The organism is Belnapia sp. AC561, from assembly GCF_979252845.1.
In genome coordinates this window covers 15,961-34,114 of the sequence record NZ_CEEDBP010000013.1, presented here as the reverse complement: position 1 = coordinate 34,114, position 18,154 = coordinate 15,961, and the positions used below count along the sequence as shown (strand labels likewise).

The window sequence follows — 18,154 nt, the reverse complement described above, 5'->3', positions numbered from 1 at the left end:
GTAGCGCCTCACCGCCGCCGCCGGGTCTTGGCGTATTGCGCCATGAAGGTGCCGCCCTGCGGCACCGGCAGGTCACGCCCCGCGGTCCAGCCCCCGGCCAGCGGCATCGACCTGAAGGCCCCCTTGCCCCGCCCGAGCAGCCCGAGCACCCCCGTCGCCGCCCGCGTCGCCAGCCGGTACAGCGCCGGCCGCTTGGCGAACCAGGCCCAGAGGGCGAGGTTGCTCCGCGCCGCCGCCGGCGTCAGGTGGCGCTCGAACTCCCGCTCCCGCCAATGCCGCATCATCTTCGGCAGCGGGATCTTCACCGGGCAGACGGCCTCGCAGCGGCCGCAGAAGGTGCTGGCATTGGGCAGCATCCCGGTCTTGTCGATGCCGACCAGCGACGGCGTCAGCACGCTGCCCATCGGCCCCGGATAGACCCAGCCATAGGCATGGCCGCCGACCGCGCCATAGACCGGGCAGTGGTTCATGCAGGCGGCGCAGCGGATGCAGCGCAGCATCTCCTGGAACTCGGTGCCGATCATGTTGGACCGGCCGCCATCGACCAGCACCACATGGTACTCCTCCGGCCCGTCCAGGTCCGCCTCGCGCCGCGCCGCGGTGCTGAAGGTCGTGTAGACGGAAAAGTCCTGCCCGGTGGCCGAGCGCGCCAGCAGCCGCAGCAGGCTGGTCGCGTCCTCCAGCGTCGGGACCACCTTCTCGATGCTGGCCAGCGCGATATGCACCCGCGGCAGGGTTTGGGTCAGGTCGCCGTTGCCCTCGTTCGTCACGATGACGCTGCTGCCGGTCTCGGCGATGAGGAAATTGGCGCCGGTGATCCCGACGTCGGCCGCGAGGAAGCGGTCCCGCAGCCGGGTCCGCGCTTCGGCCAGGATGTCCCGCCGTTCGTGGAAGACGCGGTCCTGGGGCAGGTCGGTGTGCAGCCGGCGGAAGTCGGCTTCCCAGTCCTCCCGGTTCAGGTGGAAGGCCGGGGCGATGATGTGGCTCGGCGCCTCCCCCCGGAGCTGGAGGATGTATTCGCCCAGGTCGGTCTCGACCGGCTGGATGCCATGCGCTTCCAGATGGTGGTTGATCCCGAGTTCCTCGGAGATCATCGACTTGCCCTTGGTGACCGTCTTCGCCCCGGCCGCCTTGCAGATCTCGAGCACCACCGCCCGCGCGTCATCCGGCGTCGAGCACCAATGCACCTTGCCGCCGGCGGCGATCACCTTCTGCTCGAAGGCCTCGAGGTAGAAGTCGAGATTGGCGAGGGTGTGGTTCTTGATGTCGCGGCCGATGTCCCGCAGCCGCTCGAATTCCGGCAGGTTGGCAACGGCCGTGGCGCGCCGTTGCAGGAAGGCGCCCTTGGCGGTGCCGAGCGCCTTCTGCAGCCCGGGGTTCGCCAGGGCGCGGGCGGAATTCTCCTTGAAGGCGGGGGAAGTGACGTGCACGGGGCAAGGCTCCTGTCTGCCCCCTATGTAGCGTCTTCAGGCCCCTTGGTCAGGGGGAGATGCGCTCCTCCGCCCCCGCCAGCTCCCGCATCGCCTCCCGCGCCTGCTCCAACTCGGCCTCGCCCTGGTTCTCCAGCGCCATCAGGCTGTTCTGCGCGCCGCGGGTGGCCCGGATCAGCTCGTCCAGCTTGAGCTGGATCGCCTGGGTATCCCGGTTCTGCGCATTCTGGATCAGGAAGACCATCAGGAAGGTGACGATGGTCGTCCCGGTATTGATCACCAGCTGCCAGGTATCGGAGAAGCCGAAGACCGGCCCGGTGACGGCCCAGGCCACCACCACGGCGACGGCCAGCATGAAGGCCCAGGACCGGCCGGCCTGGTTGGAGGCCCAGTGGGCCGCGTGGGCGAAGAGTTCCGACATCCCCTGGCAACGCCATCGGACCAGGATCGATGCGTTGGCGGTCGATTAAACCACCGCCATGCCGCTTATTCCGCCGCTGCCTGGAAGAACTTGTTCTTCAGCCCCTTCTGGTTCTCGTAGATCGAGCCCTGGGCATCCGCCGGCGGCAGCGGCAGCCGCACCGGCACCTGCGTCAGCCGCGGCTCGATCCCCGCCTTTCCCGCCACCATCAGCGCGTCATAGGCCTCGAGCGTGCCGGGGAAGCCCAGCAGCGGCCAGGCATCCGCCGCCCGGAATTGGAACAGCAGCAGCCGGCGCTCCTTGTTCGATGTATTGGGCGCCGAGCCATGGATCGCCCGCACGTGGTGCACGGTGATCGACCCGGCCTTGCCCGTCAGCGCCACCGCCTTCGCATAGTCGATATCCCCCTTGGTCGGGTCCATGGCACCGCAGAAGCGGCCCTCGGCATGGTGGTCGTGGACCGGGCCCTTGTGGCTGCCGGGGATGATCAGCAGCGGGCCGTTCGCCGGCTCCATGTCGTCCATCATCACGCCGACGGCGGCGAGGTCGTCGTTGGTATGCGGGTAGAAGGCCCAGTCCTGGTGCCACTCCACCGCCGCGCCGTAGCCGGCCGACTTCATGTTCAGCTTGGCCGTATCGAAGCGGATGTCCGGCCCCCAGAGATCCTGCAGCACCGCGACGATCTTCGGGTGGTTGACCAGCGCCGCATAGGCCGGGTCGTGCAGATGCGGCGACTTGATCCGGCGGACCCGCGGCATGGCCGGCGTGTGGCTGTCCTCCAGGTCGTATATCGCGTCATGCGCCGCGACCTGCCGCGCCCGCTCGACGAAGCTGTCGGTCACCCGCCGCAGCTCCGCCAGCTCGGCCGGGGTGAGCACATCGGGGACGACGATGGCGCCGACCCGCTCGTATTCCGCCTTCTGGGCTTCCGTGAGCATTCCTGGTTCCTCCCTAAAAAGCGGCGTGCCGATCCAGGCCTTCGCGCCCTGCGGCGCTGCGGCCATCGGGCCGCCTACCGGTACCAGCGCCTGGCGGCGCGCACCGCTTCCCGCAGGCTGTCGGCCGGGCTGGACGCCCCGGTGGCGACGCGGGCGAACATGTCCACCAGCACCCAATTCTCGGCGACGGCCCCGGCCGCGGGGGTGATCGGCCCGCGATAGCCCTCGTAGAAGGGCGTATCCATGGCGCTGCGATAGACCGCCAGCTTGGGGTCCGAGGCCCAGACCGCGCTCTCCCCATAGGCCTTCAGCGGCTGCGACCAGTAGCCGAGGCATCCCGTAAGCCAGGGGTCGTACTGCTCCACCTCCATCATGAAACGGAGGTACTCCTTCGCCGCATTCGGCGCCCGGGTATAGCGCGGCACCATGCCGGTCAGGGTCAGCGCCGTCTCCGGCGCCTTGGTCGCCAGCCCATAGGGCATCTCGGCATGGTCGGTATCCGCGGCGATCGCGTTCTGCGCCGCATCCTGCGCCGTCTTCAGCGCGTAGTAGACCGAGACGCCGTTCTGGGTCAGCCCGACCTCGCCGCCGATGAAGGCGCGGTTGTTGCTGACGCCGCTCCAGCCCATGGTCCCGGCGATCATCGTCTCCTGCATCGCCCGCGAGTACTCGAGCGCCCGGAGCGTCGAGGGCTGGTCGAGCGCGATCTTGCCCTCCTCGTCCACCAGCGACCCGCCATGCGACCAGAGCAGCCAATTGGCATAGCCCGGCGCATCCCCCGGCGCATGGCTGAGGGCGAAGCCGCAGGGATGCCCGATCCGCTTCAGGGCCTGGCACAGCCGCAGGAATTCGTTGAGGTCGTTCGGGATGCCGCCGAACCCCGCCTCCTTCACCCAGGAGGTGCGATAGACCACCGGCCCGGTGGTGCCGCCCATCGGCAGGCCCATCCAGGCCTCGGCCTTCCACTTCCGGCCATAGACCTTCGCCAGGTCGTACCAGCCGCCGTACTTGGCGCCGAGGTAGTCGGCGAGATCGGTCAGCTCCAGCAGCTTGTCGGCATAGATATGCGCATCGGCACCGAAGCCGATGATGACATCCGGCCCCTGCCCGGTATTGGCGGCGACCGCGACCTGCACCGGCATGTCCGGCCAGTTCACGTAGTCGACCCGCACCTCGATGCCGGTGGCTTCGGTGAAACGCTTCGTATTGGCGTTGAAGATCGCCTCGTCGGGATCGATGTACTTGGCCGGGCGCAGCACCCGGAGGCGCGCGCCGCGTTCCGGGGTGAAGCGCAGCGGCGGCACCTCCGCGATGGGGATGGCCGCCCGGGCTGGCAGTGCCGCCGCCGCCAAAGCCCCAACCCCGAGCGCGATCGCCTGGCGCCGTCCGATGATCGGTTGCATGACCGTCTCCATCCCCACGGGTGTCTCCCCGCCTGGATCGAAGCCTATGGGCAAGGGGCTGCCGTCGTCGAGCCCGATCCGGCTATGATCCGGCCAAACGGAGGAAACCCACATGCATCGCGCCATGGAAGCCTGGCCCGCCCGCGTCGCCGCGGCGGCCGACGTGCCCCGCTGGGGCCGCCATTTGACGGCCGAGGTCCTGCTGGAGATCGGTGCGCAATCCTGGCTGCTCAGCCTGCACGAAGGCCGGATCGTCACGCTGCAGCCCGGCCCCTTCACCATGCCCCGCTTCGCCCTGGCGCTGCGGATCGAGGCCGAGGGTTTCGCCCGCTTCCTGTCCTCCACGCCGCAGCCCGGCTGGCACGACCTGCTGGCGCTGCGCCGCCAGGGCGCGCTGCGGATCGAGGGCGACACCGCCCTCTTCTTCGCCCACCTGCTGTGGTTCAAGGGCGCCCTTGCCCTGCTCGGCGACCGCCCGGCACCCGTGGCCGCCCCCGCCACCCCCTTCGGCGACGTCACCGTCGAGCCCATCACCGGCCGCTACCTGCGGATGGACATCGAGGGCCGCCCCCACCGCGTCTATGTCGAGGAAGCCGGCGAGGGTACGCCCCTGCTGCTGCTCCACACCGCCGGCAGCGACGGCCGCCAATGGCGGGACCTGCTGAACGACCCCGACCTCACCCGCCGCTTCCGCTGCATCGCCTTCGACATGCCGCGCCACGGCAAGTCCAGCCCGCCCCCCGGCTGGGAATCCGAGGACTACCGCCTGACCACCGCCGGCTATACCGGCCTCGTCATGCGCATGATCGAGGCGCTGCGGCTCGACCGACCCATCGTCATGGGCTGCTCCATCGGCGGCCGCATCGTGCTGGACCTGGCGGCGGAACACGCGGCCGCGCTGCGCGGCGTCATCGGTCTGCAGGGCAGCGCCTTCACCGGCAGCTACTACGACCTCTCGGTGCTGCACCACCCGCATATCCATGGCGGCGAGGTCTGCGGCGCCCTGGTCTCCGGCCTGGTCGGCCCCGGCGTGCCGGAGGCGGCCAAGTGGGAGACCCTGTGGCACTACATGCAGGGCGGCCCCGGCATCTTCCGCGGCGACCTGCATTTCTACGCCGAGGAAGGCGACCTCCGCCCCAAGCTGGCGAAGATCGACACGGCGCAATGCCCCGTCGCCCTGCTGACCGGCGAGTTCGACTATTCCTGCCGGCCGGAGGATACGCGCGCCACCGCCGCCGCCATCCCCGGCGCGACCGCCGTCATGATGCCCGGCCTCGGCCACTTCCCGATGAGCGAGAACTACCCGGCGCTGAAGCCCCACCTGCTGCCGGTGCTGGAGGCGATGGCCGCCCGCGCATGATCCTGCGCCTAGCGACGGCAGCGGATATCCCGGCGATCTTCGCCATCCGCACCGCGGTCCGGGAGAATGCCATGACCATGGCCGCGCTGACGGCGAACGGCGTCACGCCCGAGGCCGTCGCCGGCATGCTGGCCACCACCGCCGCCGGCTGGATCGCCGGCGCGGGGGAAGGCTTCGCCATCGCCGATGTCGAGGATGGCAACCTCTTCGCCCTGTTTGTCCACCCGGACCACGAGGGCCGCGGCCTTGGCCGCGCCCTGCTGCGCCTGGCCGAATCCTGGCTGGCGTCCCAGGGCTGGCAGGAGGCCTGGCTCTTCACCGGCGCCGATCGCCGCCTGCGGGCCCAGGGCTTCTACCGCGCCCATGGCTGGCACCCGTCCGGCTGGGCGCCGGCGGGCGAGGAACGGCTGGTGCGCGCCCTCAGCACGCCGTCGCGTGGCGTTCCTTGACCAGCCGCAGCACCGTCTCCGGATCCTCCGCCCACCAGCGGCGGGACAGGATCTCCACCTCGCAGGGACCGGCATAGCCGGCCGCCTCCGCCATCGCCCGGATTGCCGGGATATCGATGACGCCATCGCCCATCATGCCGCGGTCGAAGACGAGGTCGCCGGTCGGCACCAGCCAGTCGCAGGCATGGAAACCGGCGATCCGCCCCTTGGCCCGCGCCACCTGCCGGGCGAGGTCCGGGTCCCACCAGACATGATAGACATCGAGCGCGATGCCGACGCCCTCCCCGAACGCGTCGCAGAGGTCGAGCGCCTGCCCCAGGGTCGAGAGCACGCTGCGGTCCGCGCAGGTCATCGGATGCAGCGGCTCCAGCGCCAGGGTCAACCCCGCCGCCCGCGCCGCCGGCAGCACCTCGGCCAGCCCGTCATGGAACATCGCCCGCGCGCCCGGCAGATCCTTCGACCCCGCCGGCAGCCCGCCGCCGAGCACCACCAGGCAGGCCGCCCCCAGCGCATGCGCCTCCTCGATGGCGCGCAGGTTGTCCTCGATCGCCGCCCGCCGTCCTGCCGCATCCGCCGCCGGGAACATCCCGCCGCGGCAGAGGCCGGAGACGAAGAGCCCCGCATCGCGGATCTGCCGCGCCGCCTGCGCCACCCCGAGTTCCGCCACCTTGTCCCGCCAGGGCGAGATGCCGGGGATGCCATGCCGCGCGCAGCCCTCGATGCATTGCGCGAGGCTCCAGCGGTCCCGCACCGTGACGGTGTTGAGGGACAGCGGCCCGGGGCTGGTCACGCCACCCCCTGCGTCGCCAGCAGCGCACGCATCCGCGCGACGGCCATCTCCGGGTCGGCCAGCAGCCCCGCCGCATCGGCCAGCCGGAACAGCTCGGACAGATGCTGGATGCTGCGGGTCGATTGCTGCCCGCCGACCATGGTGAAATGCCCCTGGTGCCCGTTCAGCCAGGCCATGAAGACCACGCCGGTCTTGTAGAAGCGTGTCGGTGCCTGGAAGATATGCCGGCTCAGCGGCACCGTCGGCGCCAGGATCGCGTGGAACTGCGTCAGGTCGTTGTGCGAGAGCGCCGCCAGCGCACCCCCCACCGCCGGCGCGATCGGGTCGAAGATGCCGAGCAGCGCATCCGAATGGCCCTGGGCATCGCCCGCGATCAGCTCCGCGTAGTTGAAGTCGTCGCCGGTATACATGCGCACGCCGCCGGGAAGGCGCCGCCGCATGGCGATCTCCTTCTCCTTGTCGAGCAGCGAGATCTTCACTCCATCCACCTTGGCGGCACTGGCCTCGATGACGGCCAGCGCCGTCTCCATCGCCAGGTAGTGGTCGCCACTGCCCCAGTAGCCATCGAGCGCCGGGTCGAACATCTCCCCCAGCCAATGGATGATCACCGGCTGCGCCACGCCGCCGAGGATGCGGGCATAGACCCGTTCGTAATCCGCCGGCGATCGCGCCGCCTTGGCCAAGGCGCGGGACGCCATCAGGATGATGCGCCCGCCCATCTTCTCGATGGCCTCGCATTGTTCTTCGTAGGCGCGGATCACGTCGTCCACCGTCACCTCCGGCCCCGGCGCGAGGTGATCCGTCCCCGCCCCGCTCGCCATGACGGCGCCCGGCACGTCCTGCATCGCGTCGAGGCTGCGGCGGATCAGCTCCTGCGCCGCCACCCAGTCGAGGCCCATGCCGCGCTGCGCCGTATCCATCGCCTCGGCCACGCCGAGGCCGAGCGACCAGAGGTGCCGGCGGAAGGCGATGGTCCGGTCCCAATCGACCTTGGCATCCAGCCAGGGGTCCTGCTCCGCCAGTGGGTCCGCCACCACATGCGCCGCCGCCAGCGCCACCCGCGGAAAGGGCGGCGTCGCCTTGGGGAAGACCCGCGACGCACTGGTGGTGAAGGCCTCGATCCGGTTGCCCTTCGGCAGGTTGATGCTGGGCATGGTTCAGCCCTCCAGCGCCGGGATGTCGATCCAGCGCCGCTCCCGCCAGCTGCGCAGCCCGGCCTCGGCGAGCTGCACGCCCTTTGCCCCCGCCATCAGGTCCCAGGGAAAGCTGTTGGTCTCGCCGGCCAGGTAGCGGAGGAACATCTCCCACTGCACCCGGAAGCCGTTGGGATAGTCCTGGCTGTTCGGCACCTCCTGCCAGCCGGCGAAGAAGTCGATCGGTTGCGGCACGTCGGGGTTCCACACCGGCTTCGGCGTGGCGACGCGGCTCTGCGTCCAGCACTTCTGCAAGCCGGCGATGGCGCTGCCATGGGTGCCGTCCACCTGGAAGGTCGCCAGGTCGTCCCGCCGCACCCGCGTCACCCAGCTGGAATTAATATGCGCGATGATGCCACCCTTGAGCTGGAAGGTCGCATAGGCCGCATCGTCGACATCGGCCGTGTAGGGCTTGCCGTCCTCGCCGATGCGGGTCGGGATATGCGTCGCACCCAGGCAGGAAACGCTCTCGACTTCCCCGAACAGGTTATCGAGCACGTAGCGCCAGTGGCAGAGCATATCGAGGATGATGCCGCCACCCTCGGCCGCCTTGTAGTTCCAGCTCGGCCGCTGCGCCGGCTGCAGGTCGCCCTCGAAGACCCAGTAGCCGAACTCGCCCTTCACCGCGCAGATGCGGCCGAGGAAGCCGCTGTCGATCACCATCTTCAGCTTGCGGAGACCCGGCAGGAACAGTTTGTCCTGCACCACCCCGTGCTTGATGCCGGCGTCCTTGGCCAGCTTCGCCACCCGCAGCGCATCCGCCAGGTTATCGGCGGTCGGCTTCTCCACATAGATATGTTTGCCCGCCGCGATTGCCTGCTCCACCAGCCCGGCGCGAAGCTGCGTCGTCGCCGCATCGAAAAACAACTCATCCTTCGGATCCGCCAGGCAGGCATCGAGGTCGGTGCTCACCCGCGCCACGCCATGCGACTTGGCCAGCGCCTCCAGCTTCTCCCGGTTGCGGCCGACCAGGATGGGGTCCGGCATCAGCCGGTCGCCATTCGCCAGCCGCATGCCGCCATCGGCGCGGATGGCGGCGATCGACCGGATCAGGTGCTGGTTGGTCCCCATGCGGCCGGTCACGCCGTTCATGATGATGCCGATGCGGCGTTCCGCCATTCTCCGTTCCTCCCTCGGTGCGCGTCAGCCCCAGGCGGAGTGTTTCACGTGGATCAACCGCCCAGCCGGATGCAGGTAACTGCCCGGTTACTCTGCGCCGGCGGTGGGCCAAGTCAAGGACCCGGTGTCAGGGACGGAGGTACCCCAGCACCACCGCCACGCTATGCGCCTCCCGCGCCCGCAGCGCCGCCTCGGACTCCAGCCCGGCGCCGAAGATGGTCGAAAGCGTATGGATATTCGCCAGGTAGAAATGCCCAAGCGCGACGATGGTCACGTAGAGCTGCATCGGATCGACGCCCTCGCGGAAGAGCCCCGCCGCCACGCCCCGTTCCAGCACCGCCCGGATCTGCTCCAGCAGCGGTGAATACATCGCGGGCACCTGCGCCGAGCGCTTCAGATAGGCCGCCTGGTGGATATTCTCCTGGTTCAGCAGGGCGACCAGTTCGGGATGCGCCGCGGTGTAGCGCAGGTTGAACTCCACCAGCCGCTGCATCGCCGCCGCCGGCGGCAGCGCATCCACCTGCAACGCCCGTTCCTCCGCGCGCTTGGCGGCATAGGCGCCTTCCAGCACCACCAGCCAGAGCTCCTCCTTGCTGCCGAAATGCGCGTAGAGCATCCGCTTGTTGGCACCCGCCCGCAGCGCGATCTCATCGACCCGCGCCCCGGCCAGCCCCTTCGCGGCGAACTCTCCCAGCGCCGCGTCGAGGATGCGCTGCCGCGTCGCCGCCGCCCGCGCCGAGAGTGCGGGGCTAGACCCGTCCACGCCCCGCCTCCCCGCTCATGCCGCCAAGGCCTTGGCGAGAATTCGCGCCGGCAGGTCCTCGTCGCTGTCCTCCAGCGGGTCCCGTGGCAGCACGCGGTGCCGCAGCACCAGCCGGGCCAGCGCCAGCCGATCGGCATCGCCCAGCCGCTCCGCCTCCCAGGCCATCGCGGCCGCACTCGTCACGTGATAGAGCGCGCTCGCCGCCTGCCGGGCCAGGGCCGGATTCTCCTGCGCCCGCAGCGCCAGCGCCGCCGCCCGGTCGAAGGCCGGCAGCGCTTCCGGCAGCGCCGCGCCATTACCCAGCAGCCCATGCACATGCGCCCGCAGCACCGGCAAGGATCCCTCCCGCTGCGCCGCCCGCAGCACATCGAGGGCCACGATGTTGCTGGTGCCTTCCCAGATGCTGCCGAGGTGGCTGTCCCGCACCAGCCGCGGATCCGCCCATTCCTCGATATAGCCGCAGCCCCCGCGCACCTCCATCGCATCGCCCGTCACCCGCCGCGCATCGCGGCAGGCGCGGAACTTCAGCAACGGCGTCAGGATGCGTAGCAACGCATAGGCGCCCTCCTCCCCGGCGTCGCTGCGCCGCAGCGCCTCGGCCGCCTGGAAGACCATGCTGCGCGCCTGCTCCATCGGCACCACCAGCTTGCCGAGCTGCCGCCGCATCAGCGGCATCTCCACCAGGGTCCGGCCGAAGGCGACCCGCCGGCGCGCGACATACATCGCCTCCGTCACCGCCCGCCGCATCAGCCCGGCCGCGCGCATCCCGTTCGAGAGGCGGGAGGCATTGACCATGTCGGCCATCTGCTTGAACCCCGCCTCCGGTTCCCCGACCAGGAAGGCCGTCGCCCCCTCCAGCCGGATCTCGCCCGAGGCCATGGAGCGCGTCCCCAGCTTCTCCTTCAGCCGCACGATCCGATAGACATTGGGCGTTCCGTCCGGCCGCTCCCGCGGCAGCAGGAACAGCGAGACGCCGCGCAGCCCACCCGGCCCACCGGCGCGCCGTGCCAGAACCAGCGCCATGCCCGCATCGGCATTGCTGCAGAACCACTTGTCGCCGGTCAGCGCCCAGCTGCCATCCTCGCGCGGCTCGGCCAGCACCGCCGTGGCCGAGATGTCGGAGCCCGCCCCCTGCTCCGTCATGAACATCGCGCCCTGGCGCAGCGCATCGAGGTCGGTCTCGATCAGCCCCGGCAGGTAGCGCGCGACCAGCGCCGGGTCGCCGAAGCGCCGCAGCGTCCGGGCCAGCGCATCCGTCATCGACAGCGGGCAGCAGAGGCCGAATTCCGCTTGCACGAACAGGTAGCTCAGCGCGTATTTCGCCGCCGGCGGCATCGGCTTCGGCCAGCCCAGCACGCCGCCCCGGTGCGACATCGCCGCCAGCCCGAACTCGGCGAAGGCCACCCGCTCCAGCTCCCGGTAGGCCGGGTGGTAGTCGATCCCCTGGGCATCCTCGCCGCGCCGGTTGCGATGCACCAGCACCGGTCCGTTGCGGTCCGCCACCCCCGCCAGCTCGTCCAGCCGGCCACCCGCCAGGGCGCCCATCCGGTCCAGATGCGGCGTCAGATGTGCCAGCAGGTCGCCCGGCAGGTACAGGCCGAGCAGCGGCGCCAGCCAGGGATCGGCCCGGTAGAGGTTCAGCCCCCGGCTATCGGGGACGGCATCGGCCCCGGTCGGGGCCTGCAGGCTCGGCAGGATGTCCATCGCCGCAGCATGCCGCGTCCCGCCCCTGCCAGTCCACCGGCCCCACCAAGGTCGTTGCGGATACCCGCCCCGGCCCACTAGGCTTGGCCAAAATCAACAGGGAGAAACAACCATGACCATCGCCGCCGTCATCAGGGAAAAGGGCCGCAACGTCGTCTCGGTCGCACCCGACGCGGGCATCGCCGAAATCGCCGCCATCATCGCTTCCCGCCGGATCGGCGCGGTGATGGTGCTGGCCGACCACGGGGGCCTCGCCGGCATCGTCAGCGAGCGCGACGTGGTCAAGGCCCTGGCCAAGCACGGCACCAAGGTGCTGGAACTCACCGCCAGCGACCTGATGACCCGCAACGTCACCACCGTCGACATGCATACCTCCGTCGACCATGCGACGGAGATCATGGACGCCGGCTATTTCCGCCACCTGCCGGTGATGGATGGCGGCGAGCTCGCCGGCATCGTCAGCATCCGCGATCTGGTGAAGCACCGCATCACCATGCACCAGCGGGACCTGGAACAGCTGAAGGCCGCGGTGCAGCGCCCCGGCTGAGCCCCCCGCTAGACGCTGCCGCCCGGCCCCGGCAGGATCGCCCCGAAAATTGGGGGCAGAAACACCATGACCGACCGCTGGCAACCGAGCGAGCGCTACCCGGACCCGTCCATCGTCGCGCTCGATCCCGCCTTCAAGAAGTACCACCTGGGGCTCTCGGCGGTGGAGCGGCTCTGGACCGGCTCCCGCTGGGGCGAGGGCCCGGTCTGGCTCGGCGATACCCGCTGCCTGCTGTGGTCCGACATCCCCAACAACCGCGTGCTGAAATGGGACGAGACCACCGGCGCCGTCAGCGAGTGGCAGAAGCCCTCGAACAACGCCAATGGCCACACCCGGGACCGCCAGGGCCGCATCATCGCCTGCGAGCACGCCGGCCGCCGCATCGTCCGCTTCGAGTACGACGGCAGCACCACGGTGCTGGCCGACAGCTTTCAGGGCAAGAAGCTCAACAGCCCGAACGACGTCATCTGCAAGAGCGACGGGTCCATCTGGTTCACCGACCCGCCCTTCGGCACCTATGCCTTCTACGAGGGCATCAAGCTCGAGGCCGAGCTGCCGCATACCAACGTCTACCGGATCGATGGCCAGACCGGCGCCATCACCTGCGTCGCCGACGACGTGGACCATCCCAACGGCCTCGCCTTCAGCCCGGACGAGAGCATCCTCTACATCATTGAAAGCCGCAGCAACCCGCGCAACATCCTGGCCTTCGACTGCGCCGGCACCACGCTGTCCAACCGCCGCGTCTTCGTCGAGTGCGGGCCGCAGGAAACGCCGGACGGCTTCCGGGTCGATATCGACGGCAACCTCTGGTGCGGCTGGGGCATGACGCCGGAGCTCGACGGCGTCCGCGTCATCAACGACGCCGGCGCCTCTATCGGGCACATCCATCTGCCGGAACGCTGCGCCAACCTCGCCTTCGGTGGCCTGCACCGCAACCGCCTCTTCATGTCCGCGGCGCAGTCGCTGTTTTCGCTCTACGTCAATACCCAGGGGGTGGCGGGAGGCTAGGGTCCCTCCCCTCTCCCTCCGGCCAGCCGTCGCGGTCCCGCAGCATGTGCACCGGCACCTGCAGGCACAGGCTCTGGGCCGGCAGCACGTCCCGCCAATCCGCGATCAGCTTCTTGTAGGCTGATCCGACGCGGCGGATCTTGCGGTCGAGGTCGAAGAGGCCGAGGTGGTTGGCCCGGCCGTTCTTCTCCCGCAGCGCGGTATCCCAGTCCATCTGGTCGGTCAGCGAATACCAGGTGAAGCCGACCACCGGCATGCCGTCGTTGCGGACGCGCAGCACATTGGCCCATTGCTTCCACAGCCACTGCACGGATTCCATTCCCGTCGGCCCTTCGACCAAGTTGGTTTCCGTATGCATCACCGGCAGCCGGTAGCGGTCGTGGTACTGCCGGGTGATCGTCGCATAGCCGAAGATCTCCCCGGCCGCCCGTGTCCGCCCATCGGCCGAGACCAGATGCTCGTTGGTGACGTAGTAGTCGTTGCCCATGATGCACCAGCGCTTCAGCCGGTGGCGCATGAAGAAGCCGTACTCCTCCTTCGTCATGCCGTTGTCGAGCAGGTAGTCGTACATCTCGGAATCGACGCGGCGGCCGTAGTTCAGGTCCAGCGACAGGAAGCGCTCGGCATTGCGGATCTCCGCCGGCCCGATCGCCGCCGGGCTGTCGGCATGGAAATACTCCGAGGATTCGCTCTGGATGAAGATCGCATCCGGCCGCACCTCGAGGATCGCCTCCATCGCCAGCACATTGGCCTTGGCCAGGTGCTTCAGCGCGGTGACGAAGCCGCGGTCCGAGGACATCTGCTCGTTCCACCAGCCGTAGCGGGCGCTGAACAGCGCCGTCACGTACATCTCGTTCACCGGGGTATAGAGCTGCACCCAGGGGAAGCGCGCGGCAAAGGCCCGAGCGTAATCGGCGAACAGCGCCGGGAAGGCCGGGTTCTGGAAATCGCCGATCCAGTCGGGCACGCCGAAATGGCAGAGATCGACGATCGGCACGATCCGCAGCCGTCGCAGCTCGGCGAAGGCCTGGTCCGCATACTCCCAGTCGTGCCGCCCATCGGCGAGCAGCGTCCTGTGCAGCGGCGGCCCGATGCGGAGGAAGCCGCAGCCGATCTCGGCCACCAGCGCGAAATCCTCGCGCCAGCGGGCGTAGTGCCCGCATTCCTCCATCTGGTCGCGCCGCACCCGCCCGCCGCCGATGGTCGGGTTGCTGTTCTCGATGCCCGTGGCGAACATGAAATAGGTCACGCCATCGCAACGCGCGACGGCGCCGCCGGTTCAGGCCGGCAACAATTCGCGCGGCACCGTCACCGTCAGCGACAGCAGGCGGAAGCTCTGCGTCTTGCCATGGCCGTCGAGGTTGAGGCTGCCGTTCACCCCACCCTCCAGCACGTCGTCGATCACGAAGTTGAAGGCCTGCAGCCGCGGCAGGTCGTAGCGCGTGCAGCGCGTCGCCCCCCGATGCGCAAACAGGGCCAGCACCTGCGCCTCCGTCACCTGCGCCGCCAGCAGCGGATAGAGCGCCGCATCATAGGGGATCAGCGAGATGTTGCTGCGGTTGCCCTTGTCGCCGGCACGGGCATGCGCGACCGCGTGCAGCGGAACCTCAACCTCTGACATCATATGCACCCCTGATGGAACCTTTAACATGAACCGAAGTTAATGTGGCTGTCATGTTCGAGCCGGGGCGACATCGGGTCGCCGAGGAACCGGACATGCGCAACGAACCAGGAGACACAGTCCCACCATGGCCCGCACCAGCCTGCTTGCCACCGCCCTCGGCCTCTCGATGAGCCTTGCGGCCCTGGCTGCGCTGACGCCCGCCCAGGCCGCCCCGAGGATCTCGGGCGGCGGAACGGAAACCACCGTCACCTACGGCGCCATCCCCGGCGACACCATCGTCGGCGGCGCCCATGCCACCATCAGCGGTGGCGGCAACAACATGGTCTATACCGCGCAGCCCGGCGGCCAGGCACGCGAGGGCCGCATCGGCACGCCGGTCGGCGGCGGCCGCGACCAGCGCGTCGTCTACGAGGATGGCCGTCCGCATGGCTGGGCCGGCACCCCGGCCGATATCGACGACCGCGGCCACCGCGGCTGAGGCTGCCCGCCGGGGGGATGGCGTCACGCCATCTCCTTGGCGGAACGCACCCGCACCGTCGTCGGCACCCTCTCCCGCAGCACCAGGTAGCTCCGCGTCAGGATGCGCGGCGTCAGCCGCCAGCGCGCGCCGCCGGTCCCCGCGGTGCCGCAGCAGAGCATCGCCAGCACCTCCCGCGCCGCTTGGTCGACGTTGTCGCGGTCGGCCCCCTCGGCCGCCAGCCGGATCCGCACCTCCGGCGGCTCCGGCCCCTCATAGCCGCGCCACAGCGCGCCATCGTCGCTGTCGAGCACGCTGGCGATGCCGATGAGATCCACCCGCGCCCGCACGCCGAGCTGGCGCATCTCCAGCCGCCGCAGCAGCACGTCGGCCGTCGCCTTCGCGCGCGCCAGCGCATTCGGCCCGGCAACGGAAACCTCGCCCTCGCCCAGCCAGCTCCCCTCGAAGCTCGCCGTCACCTTCAGCGTCTCCGGCCGCGCCCGCCCGCGCAGTCCGTGGATGGCGACGCGATCTTTGCCTACCTGCTCCACCTGGCACTGGGAAATATCCAGCACCACGTCGGGCGTGATGTAGTGCGCGGGATCATGCAGCTCGTACAGCAGCTGCTCCTTGATCGTCCGCAGGTCGACGATGCCGCCGGTGTCCTCCGGCTTGGTGATGACCAAGCCCCCGTCCGCCGTCACCTCGGCGATCGGGAAGCCGATGTTCGCCGGGTCCGGGATGTCCTTGCAGCCCGGGTCCCAGAAGACGCCGCCCGTCACCTGGCTGCCACATTCCAGCAGATGCCCGCAGGCCGCACCGACCGCCAGCTTCTCCCAGTCCTCGAAGGACCAGCCGAAGTGGTGCACCAGCGGCGCGATCGCCAGCGCCGGGTCCGAGGTCCGCCCGGCCACCACCACGTCGGCGCCGAGCCGCAGCGCCTCCACCAGCGGCTCCGCGCCGATATAGGCATTGGCCGCGACCAGCCGCGCCGATTTGGTGTCGATGCTGCCATCCGCCTCATGCACCGGCAGCTGGTCCAGCGCGATGCTGCCCATCACGTCGTCGCCGCCCACGACCGCGATCTTGAGATCGGGCAGCCCCAGCCGCAGCGCCAGCCGTGCCACCAGCCGCGCCGCCGCCGGCGGATTGGCCGCGCCGAAATTGCCGAGGATCGGGATGCGCGCCCGGAAGCAATCCGCCAGGATCGGCTCCAGCAGCCGCTCCAGCATCGGCTCGTAGCCCAGCTCCGGATCGCGCCGCCGCTCGAGCTGTGCCAGCGCCACGGTGCGCTCGCCCAGCGTCTCGAAGAACATCGCCGCCGGCAGCCCGCGCGCGACGAGACTCCGGACTACAGGGATCGGCGCATCCACCCGATCGCCGGAAAACCCGCCGCCATTGCCCACCAGAAAGGTCATCAGTTACTCCTCGTGCGGCGCACCGCATCCAGCCAGCCATCGTGCCGCCGCTTCGCCTCGCTCGCCGCCATCTGCGGCAGGAAGCGCCGTTCCAGCCGCCAATGCGTGCTGGCCGCGCCGGGGGCTGGGAACATCCCCGCCTGCAGCCCGGCCAGCCAGGCCGCACCCAGCGCCGTCGTCTCCATCACGCTCGGCCGGTCGACCGGCGCCCCCAGCACATCCGCCAGGAACTGCATCGTCCAGTCGCTGGCGACCATGCCGCCATCGACCCGCAGCACGGTCTCGCCCATGTCCGGGCAATCCGCCCGCATCGCATCCAGCAGGTCCCGCGTCTGGAAGGCCACGCTCTCCAAGGCGGCGCGGGCGATCTCCGCCCGGCCGCTGTTGCGCGTGAGGCCGAAGATCGCCGCCCGCGCCTCCGCATCCCACCAGGGCGCGCCGAGCCCGACGAAGGCCGGCACGAGATAGACCTGCTGCGCCGGATCGGCCTGCGCCGCCAGCGCCCCCGTCTCCGCCGCCGTGCCGATGATGCCCAAGCCGTCCCGCAGCCACTGCACCGCCGCGCCGGCGATGAAGATCGCCCCCTCCAGCGCATAGGTGCGCTTGCCGTCCAGCTGCCAGGCGATGGTCGTCAGCAGCCGGTGCTTGCTGAACACCGGCACGTCGCCGGTATTCAGCAGCGCGAAGCAGCCGGTGCCATAGGTCGATTTTAGCATCCCCGGCGCGAAGCAGGCCTGCCCCAGCGTCGCCGCCTGCTGGTCCCCCGCCATGCCGCGGATCGGCACCGTGCCGCCCAGCAGGGTCGTTGTGCCGAACTCGGCGGCGCAATCCCGCACCTCCGGCAGGATCGCCGCCGGGATGTTGAACAGCCGCAGCATCTCCGCGTCCCAGCAGCCGCGGGTGATGTCGAACAGCAGGGTCCGCGCCGCATTGCTCGCATCGGTCGCATGCACCCGGCCACCGGTCAGCCGCCACAGCAGGAAGCAGTCCACCGTGCCGAAGGCCAGCTCGCCCCGCTCCGCCTGGGCCCGCGCGCCCGGCACGTGGTCCAGCAGCCAGGCCAGCTTGGTCGCCGAGAAATACGGGTCCGCCAGCAACCCGGTCCGGGCCGAGATCACTGCCTCCTGCCCCGTCTCCCGCAGCCGCGCGCAGACCGCCGCCGTCCGCCGGTCCTGCCAGACGATGGCGCGATGCACCGCCCGCCCGCTGGCGCGGTCCCAGAGCACCACCGTCTCCCGCTGGTTGGTGATGCCGATGCCGGCAACCTGCCGCGCCTCCACCCCGGCGGATGCCATCGCCCCGCGCAGCACCGCGAGCGAGCCCTGCCAGATATCCTCCGGCTCATGCTCCACCCAGCCGGGCGCCGGGAAATGCTGCGGCAATTCCTGCTGCGCCACGGCCAGCGGCAGCAGTTCCGGCCCGAAAACGATGGCGCGCGTGGAGGTGGTGCCCTGGTCGAGGGCCAGCAGGACGTTTCCCATCGGCCCAGCGTGCCCCCTCGACAAGCGCCACGGCAAGGGCAAGTGT

The 18,154-nt window shown here is 70.0% G+C and carries 18 protein-coding genes; 5 read left to right on the top strand and 13 right to left on the bottom strand.

Going from position 1 to position 18,154, the window contains the following annotated elements:
- Window positions 1-8 precede the first annotated feature (8 nt).
- From AC0IW9_RS12875 to AC0IW9_RS12860, 4 genes are all read right to left on the bottom strand, one after another.
- Entirely contained in the window at window positions 9-1,430 is a 1,422-nt protein-coding gene (locus AC0IW9_RS12875; RefSeq protein WP_471648655.1) for a LutB/LldF family L-lactate oxidation iron-sulfur protein, read from the bottom strand.
- A gap of 49 nt (window positions 1,431-1,479) precedes the next feature.
- Window positions 1,480-1,851 (bottom strand): low affinity iron permease family protein, encoded by a 372-nt coding sequence (locus tag AC0IW9_RS12870; protein WP_471648654.1) that lies wholly within the window; start codon window positions 1,849-1,851, stop codon window positions 1,480-1,482.
- 65 nt (window positions 1,852-1,916) lie between these two features.
- Window positions 1,917-2,789 carry a phytanoyl-CoA dioxygenase family protein gene (locus AC0IW9_RS12865; protein ID WP_471648653.1) on the bottom strand — a complete coding sequence of 291 codons (873 nt, stop codon included), beginning with the start codon at window positions 2,787-2,789 and terminating at the stop codon, window positions 1,917-1,919.
- Between the two features lie 74 nt (window positions 2,790-2,863).
- The gene (locus AC0IW9_RS12860; protein WP_471648652.1) at window positions 2,864-4,192 is read right to left on the bottom strand and encodes an ABC transporter substrate-binding protein; all 1,329 of its coding nucleotides are present in this window, start codon (window positions 4,190-4,192) and stop codon (window positions 2,864-2,866) included.
- A 112-nt stretch (window positions 4,193-4,304) separates the two neighbouring features.
- On the opposite strand from AC0IW9_RS12860, the gene AC0IW9_RS12855 reads away from it, so the two are divergent.
- Both AC0IW9_RS12855 and AC0IW9_RS12850 read left to right on the top strand, forming a co-directional pair.
- Entirely contained in the window at window positions 4,305-5,552 is a 1,248-nt protein-coding gene (locus AC0IW9_RS12855; protein WP_471648651.1) for an alpha/beta fold hydrolase, read from the top strand.
- The gene (locus tag AC0IW9_RS12850) at window positions 5,549-6,001 is read left to right on the top strand and encodes a GNAT family N-acetyltransferase (protein ID WP_471648650.1); all 453 of its coding nucleotides are present in this window, start codon (window positions 5,549-5,551) and stop codon (window positions 5,999-6,001) included. Before AC0IW9_RS12855 ends, AC0IW9_RS12850 begins: the two co-directional genes overlap by 4 nt.
- Here the strand turns inward: AC0IW9_RS12850 and AC0IW9_RS12845 are convergent.
- The 5 genes from AC0IW9_RS12845 to AC0IW9_RS12825 all read right to left on the bottom strand — a co-directional run bounded on the left by AC0IW9_RS12845 (window position 5,973) and on the right by AC0IW9_RS12825 (window position 11,570).
- Window positions 5,973-6,791: a sugar phosphate isomerase/epimerase family protein gene (locus AC0IW9_RS12845; RefSeq protein ID WP_471648649.1), complete on the bottom strand. Its 819-nt coding sequence runs from the start codon at window positions 6,789-6,791 to the stop codon at window positions 5,973-5,975. The two genes, AC0IW9_RS12850 and AC0IW9_RS12845, sit on opposite strands and share 29 nt — an antisense overlap.
- Entirely contained in the window at window positions 6,788-7,945 is a 1,158-nt protein-coding gene (locus tag AC0IW9_RS12840) for a dihydrodipicolinate synthase family protein (protein WP_471648648.1), read from the bottom strand. The genes AC0IW9_RS12845 and AC0IW9_RS12840 overlap by 4 nt, the downstream gene beginning before the upstream one ends.
- A gap of 3 nt (window positions 7,946-7,948) precedes the next feature.
- On the bottom strand, window positions 7,949-9,103 hold the full coding sequence (locus AC0IW9_RS12835) for a Gfo/Idh/MocA family protein (protein WP_471648647.1): 1,155 nt from the start codon (window positions 9,101-9,103) through the stop codon (window positions 7,949-7,951).
- 127 nt (window positions 9,104-9,230) lie between these two features.
- Complete coding sequence (locus tag AC0IW9_RS12830; protein WP_471648646.1) at window positions 9,231-9,866, bottom strand: TetR/AcrR family transcriptional regulator; 636 nt, start codon at window positions 9,864-9,866, stop codon at window positions 9,231-9,233.
- 15 nt (window positions 9,867-9,881) lie between these two features.
- Complete coding sequence (locus tag AC0IW9_RS12825) at window positions 9,882-11,570, bottom strand: acyl-CoA dehydrogenase family protein (protein ID WP_471648645.1); 1,689 nt, start codon at window positions 11,568-11,570, stop codon at window positions 9,882-9,884.
- Between the two features lie 112 nt (window positions 11,571-11,682).
- Here AC0IW9_RS12825 and AC0IW9_RS12820 point away from each other — a divergent pair, with 112 nt between their 5' ends.
- Both AC0IW9_RS12820 and AC0IW9_RS12815 read left to right on the top strand, forming a co-directional pair.
- Window positions 11,683-12,117 (top strand): CBS domain-containing protein, encoded by a 435-nt coding sequence (locus tag AC0IW9_RS12820; protein ID WP_471648644.1) that lies wholly within the window; start codon window positions 11,683-11,685, stop codon window positions 12,115-12,117.
- Window positions 12,118-12,183: 66 nt separating this feature from the next.
- Complete coding sequence (locus tag AC0IW9_RS12815) at window positions 12,184-13,128, top strand: SMP-30/gluconolactonase/LRE family protein (RefSeq protein ID WP_471648643.1); 945 nt, start codon at window positions 12,184-12,186, stop codon at window positions 13,126-13,128.
- On the opposite strand, the gene AC0IW9_RS12810 is transcribed toward AC0IW9_RS12815, so the two are convergent.
- Entirely contained in the window at window positions 13,100-14,377 is a 1,278-nt protein-coding gene (locus AC0IW9_RS12810; protein WP_471648642.1) for a family 1 glycosylhydrolase, read from the bottom strand. The two genes, AC0IW9_RS12815 and AC0IW9_RS12810, sit on opposite strands and share 29 nt — an antisense overlap.
- A gap of 30 nt (window positions 14,378-14,407) precedes the next feature.
- A complete protein-coding gene (locus tag AC0IW9_RS12805) occupies window positions 14,408-14,752 on the bottom strand; it encodes an AtuA-related protein (protein ID WP_471648641.1) in 345 nt (114 codons plus the stop codon).
- Window positions 14,753-14,876: 124 nt separating this feature from the next.
- On the opposite strand from AC0IW9_RS12805, the gene AC0IW9_RS12800 reads away from it, so the two are divergent.
- Window positions 14,877-15,230, top strand: a complete 354-nt coding sequence (locus tag AC0IW9_RS12800) for a hypothetical protein (RefSeq protein ID WP_471648640.1) — start codon at window positions 14,877-14,879, stop codon at window positions 15,228-15,230.
- Window positions 15,231-15,253: 23 nt separating this feature from the next.
- On the opposite strand, the gene AC0IW9_RS12795 is transcribed toward AC0IW9_RS12800, so the two are convergent.
- Complete coding sequence (locus AC0IW9_RS12795) at window positions 15,254-16,627, bottom strand: acyclic terpene utilization AtuA family protein (RefSeq protein ID WP_471648639.1); 1,374 nt, start codon at window positions 16,625-16,627, stop codon at window positions 15,254-15,256.
- Entirely contained in the window at window positions 16,627-18,108 is a 1,482-nt protein-coding gene (glpK, locus tag AC0IW9_RS12790) for a glycerol kinase GlpK (protein WP_471648638.1), read from the bottom strand. The genes AC0IW9_RS12795 and glpK overlap by 1 nt, the downstream gene beginning before the upstream one ends.
- Between the last annotated feature and the right edge of the window lie 46 nt (window positions 18,109-18,154).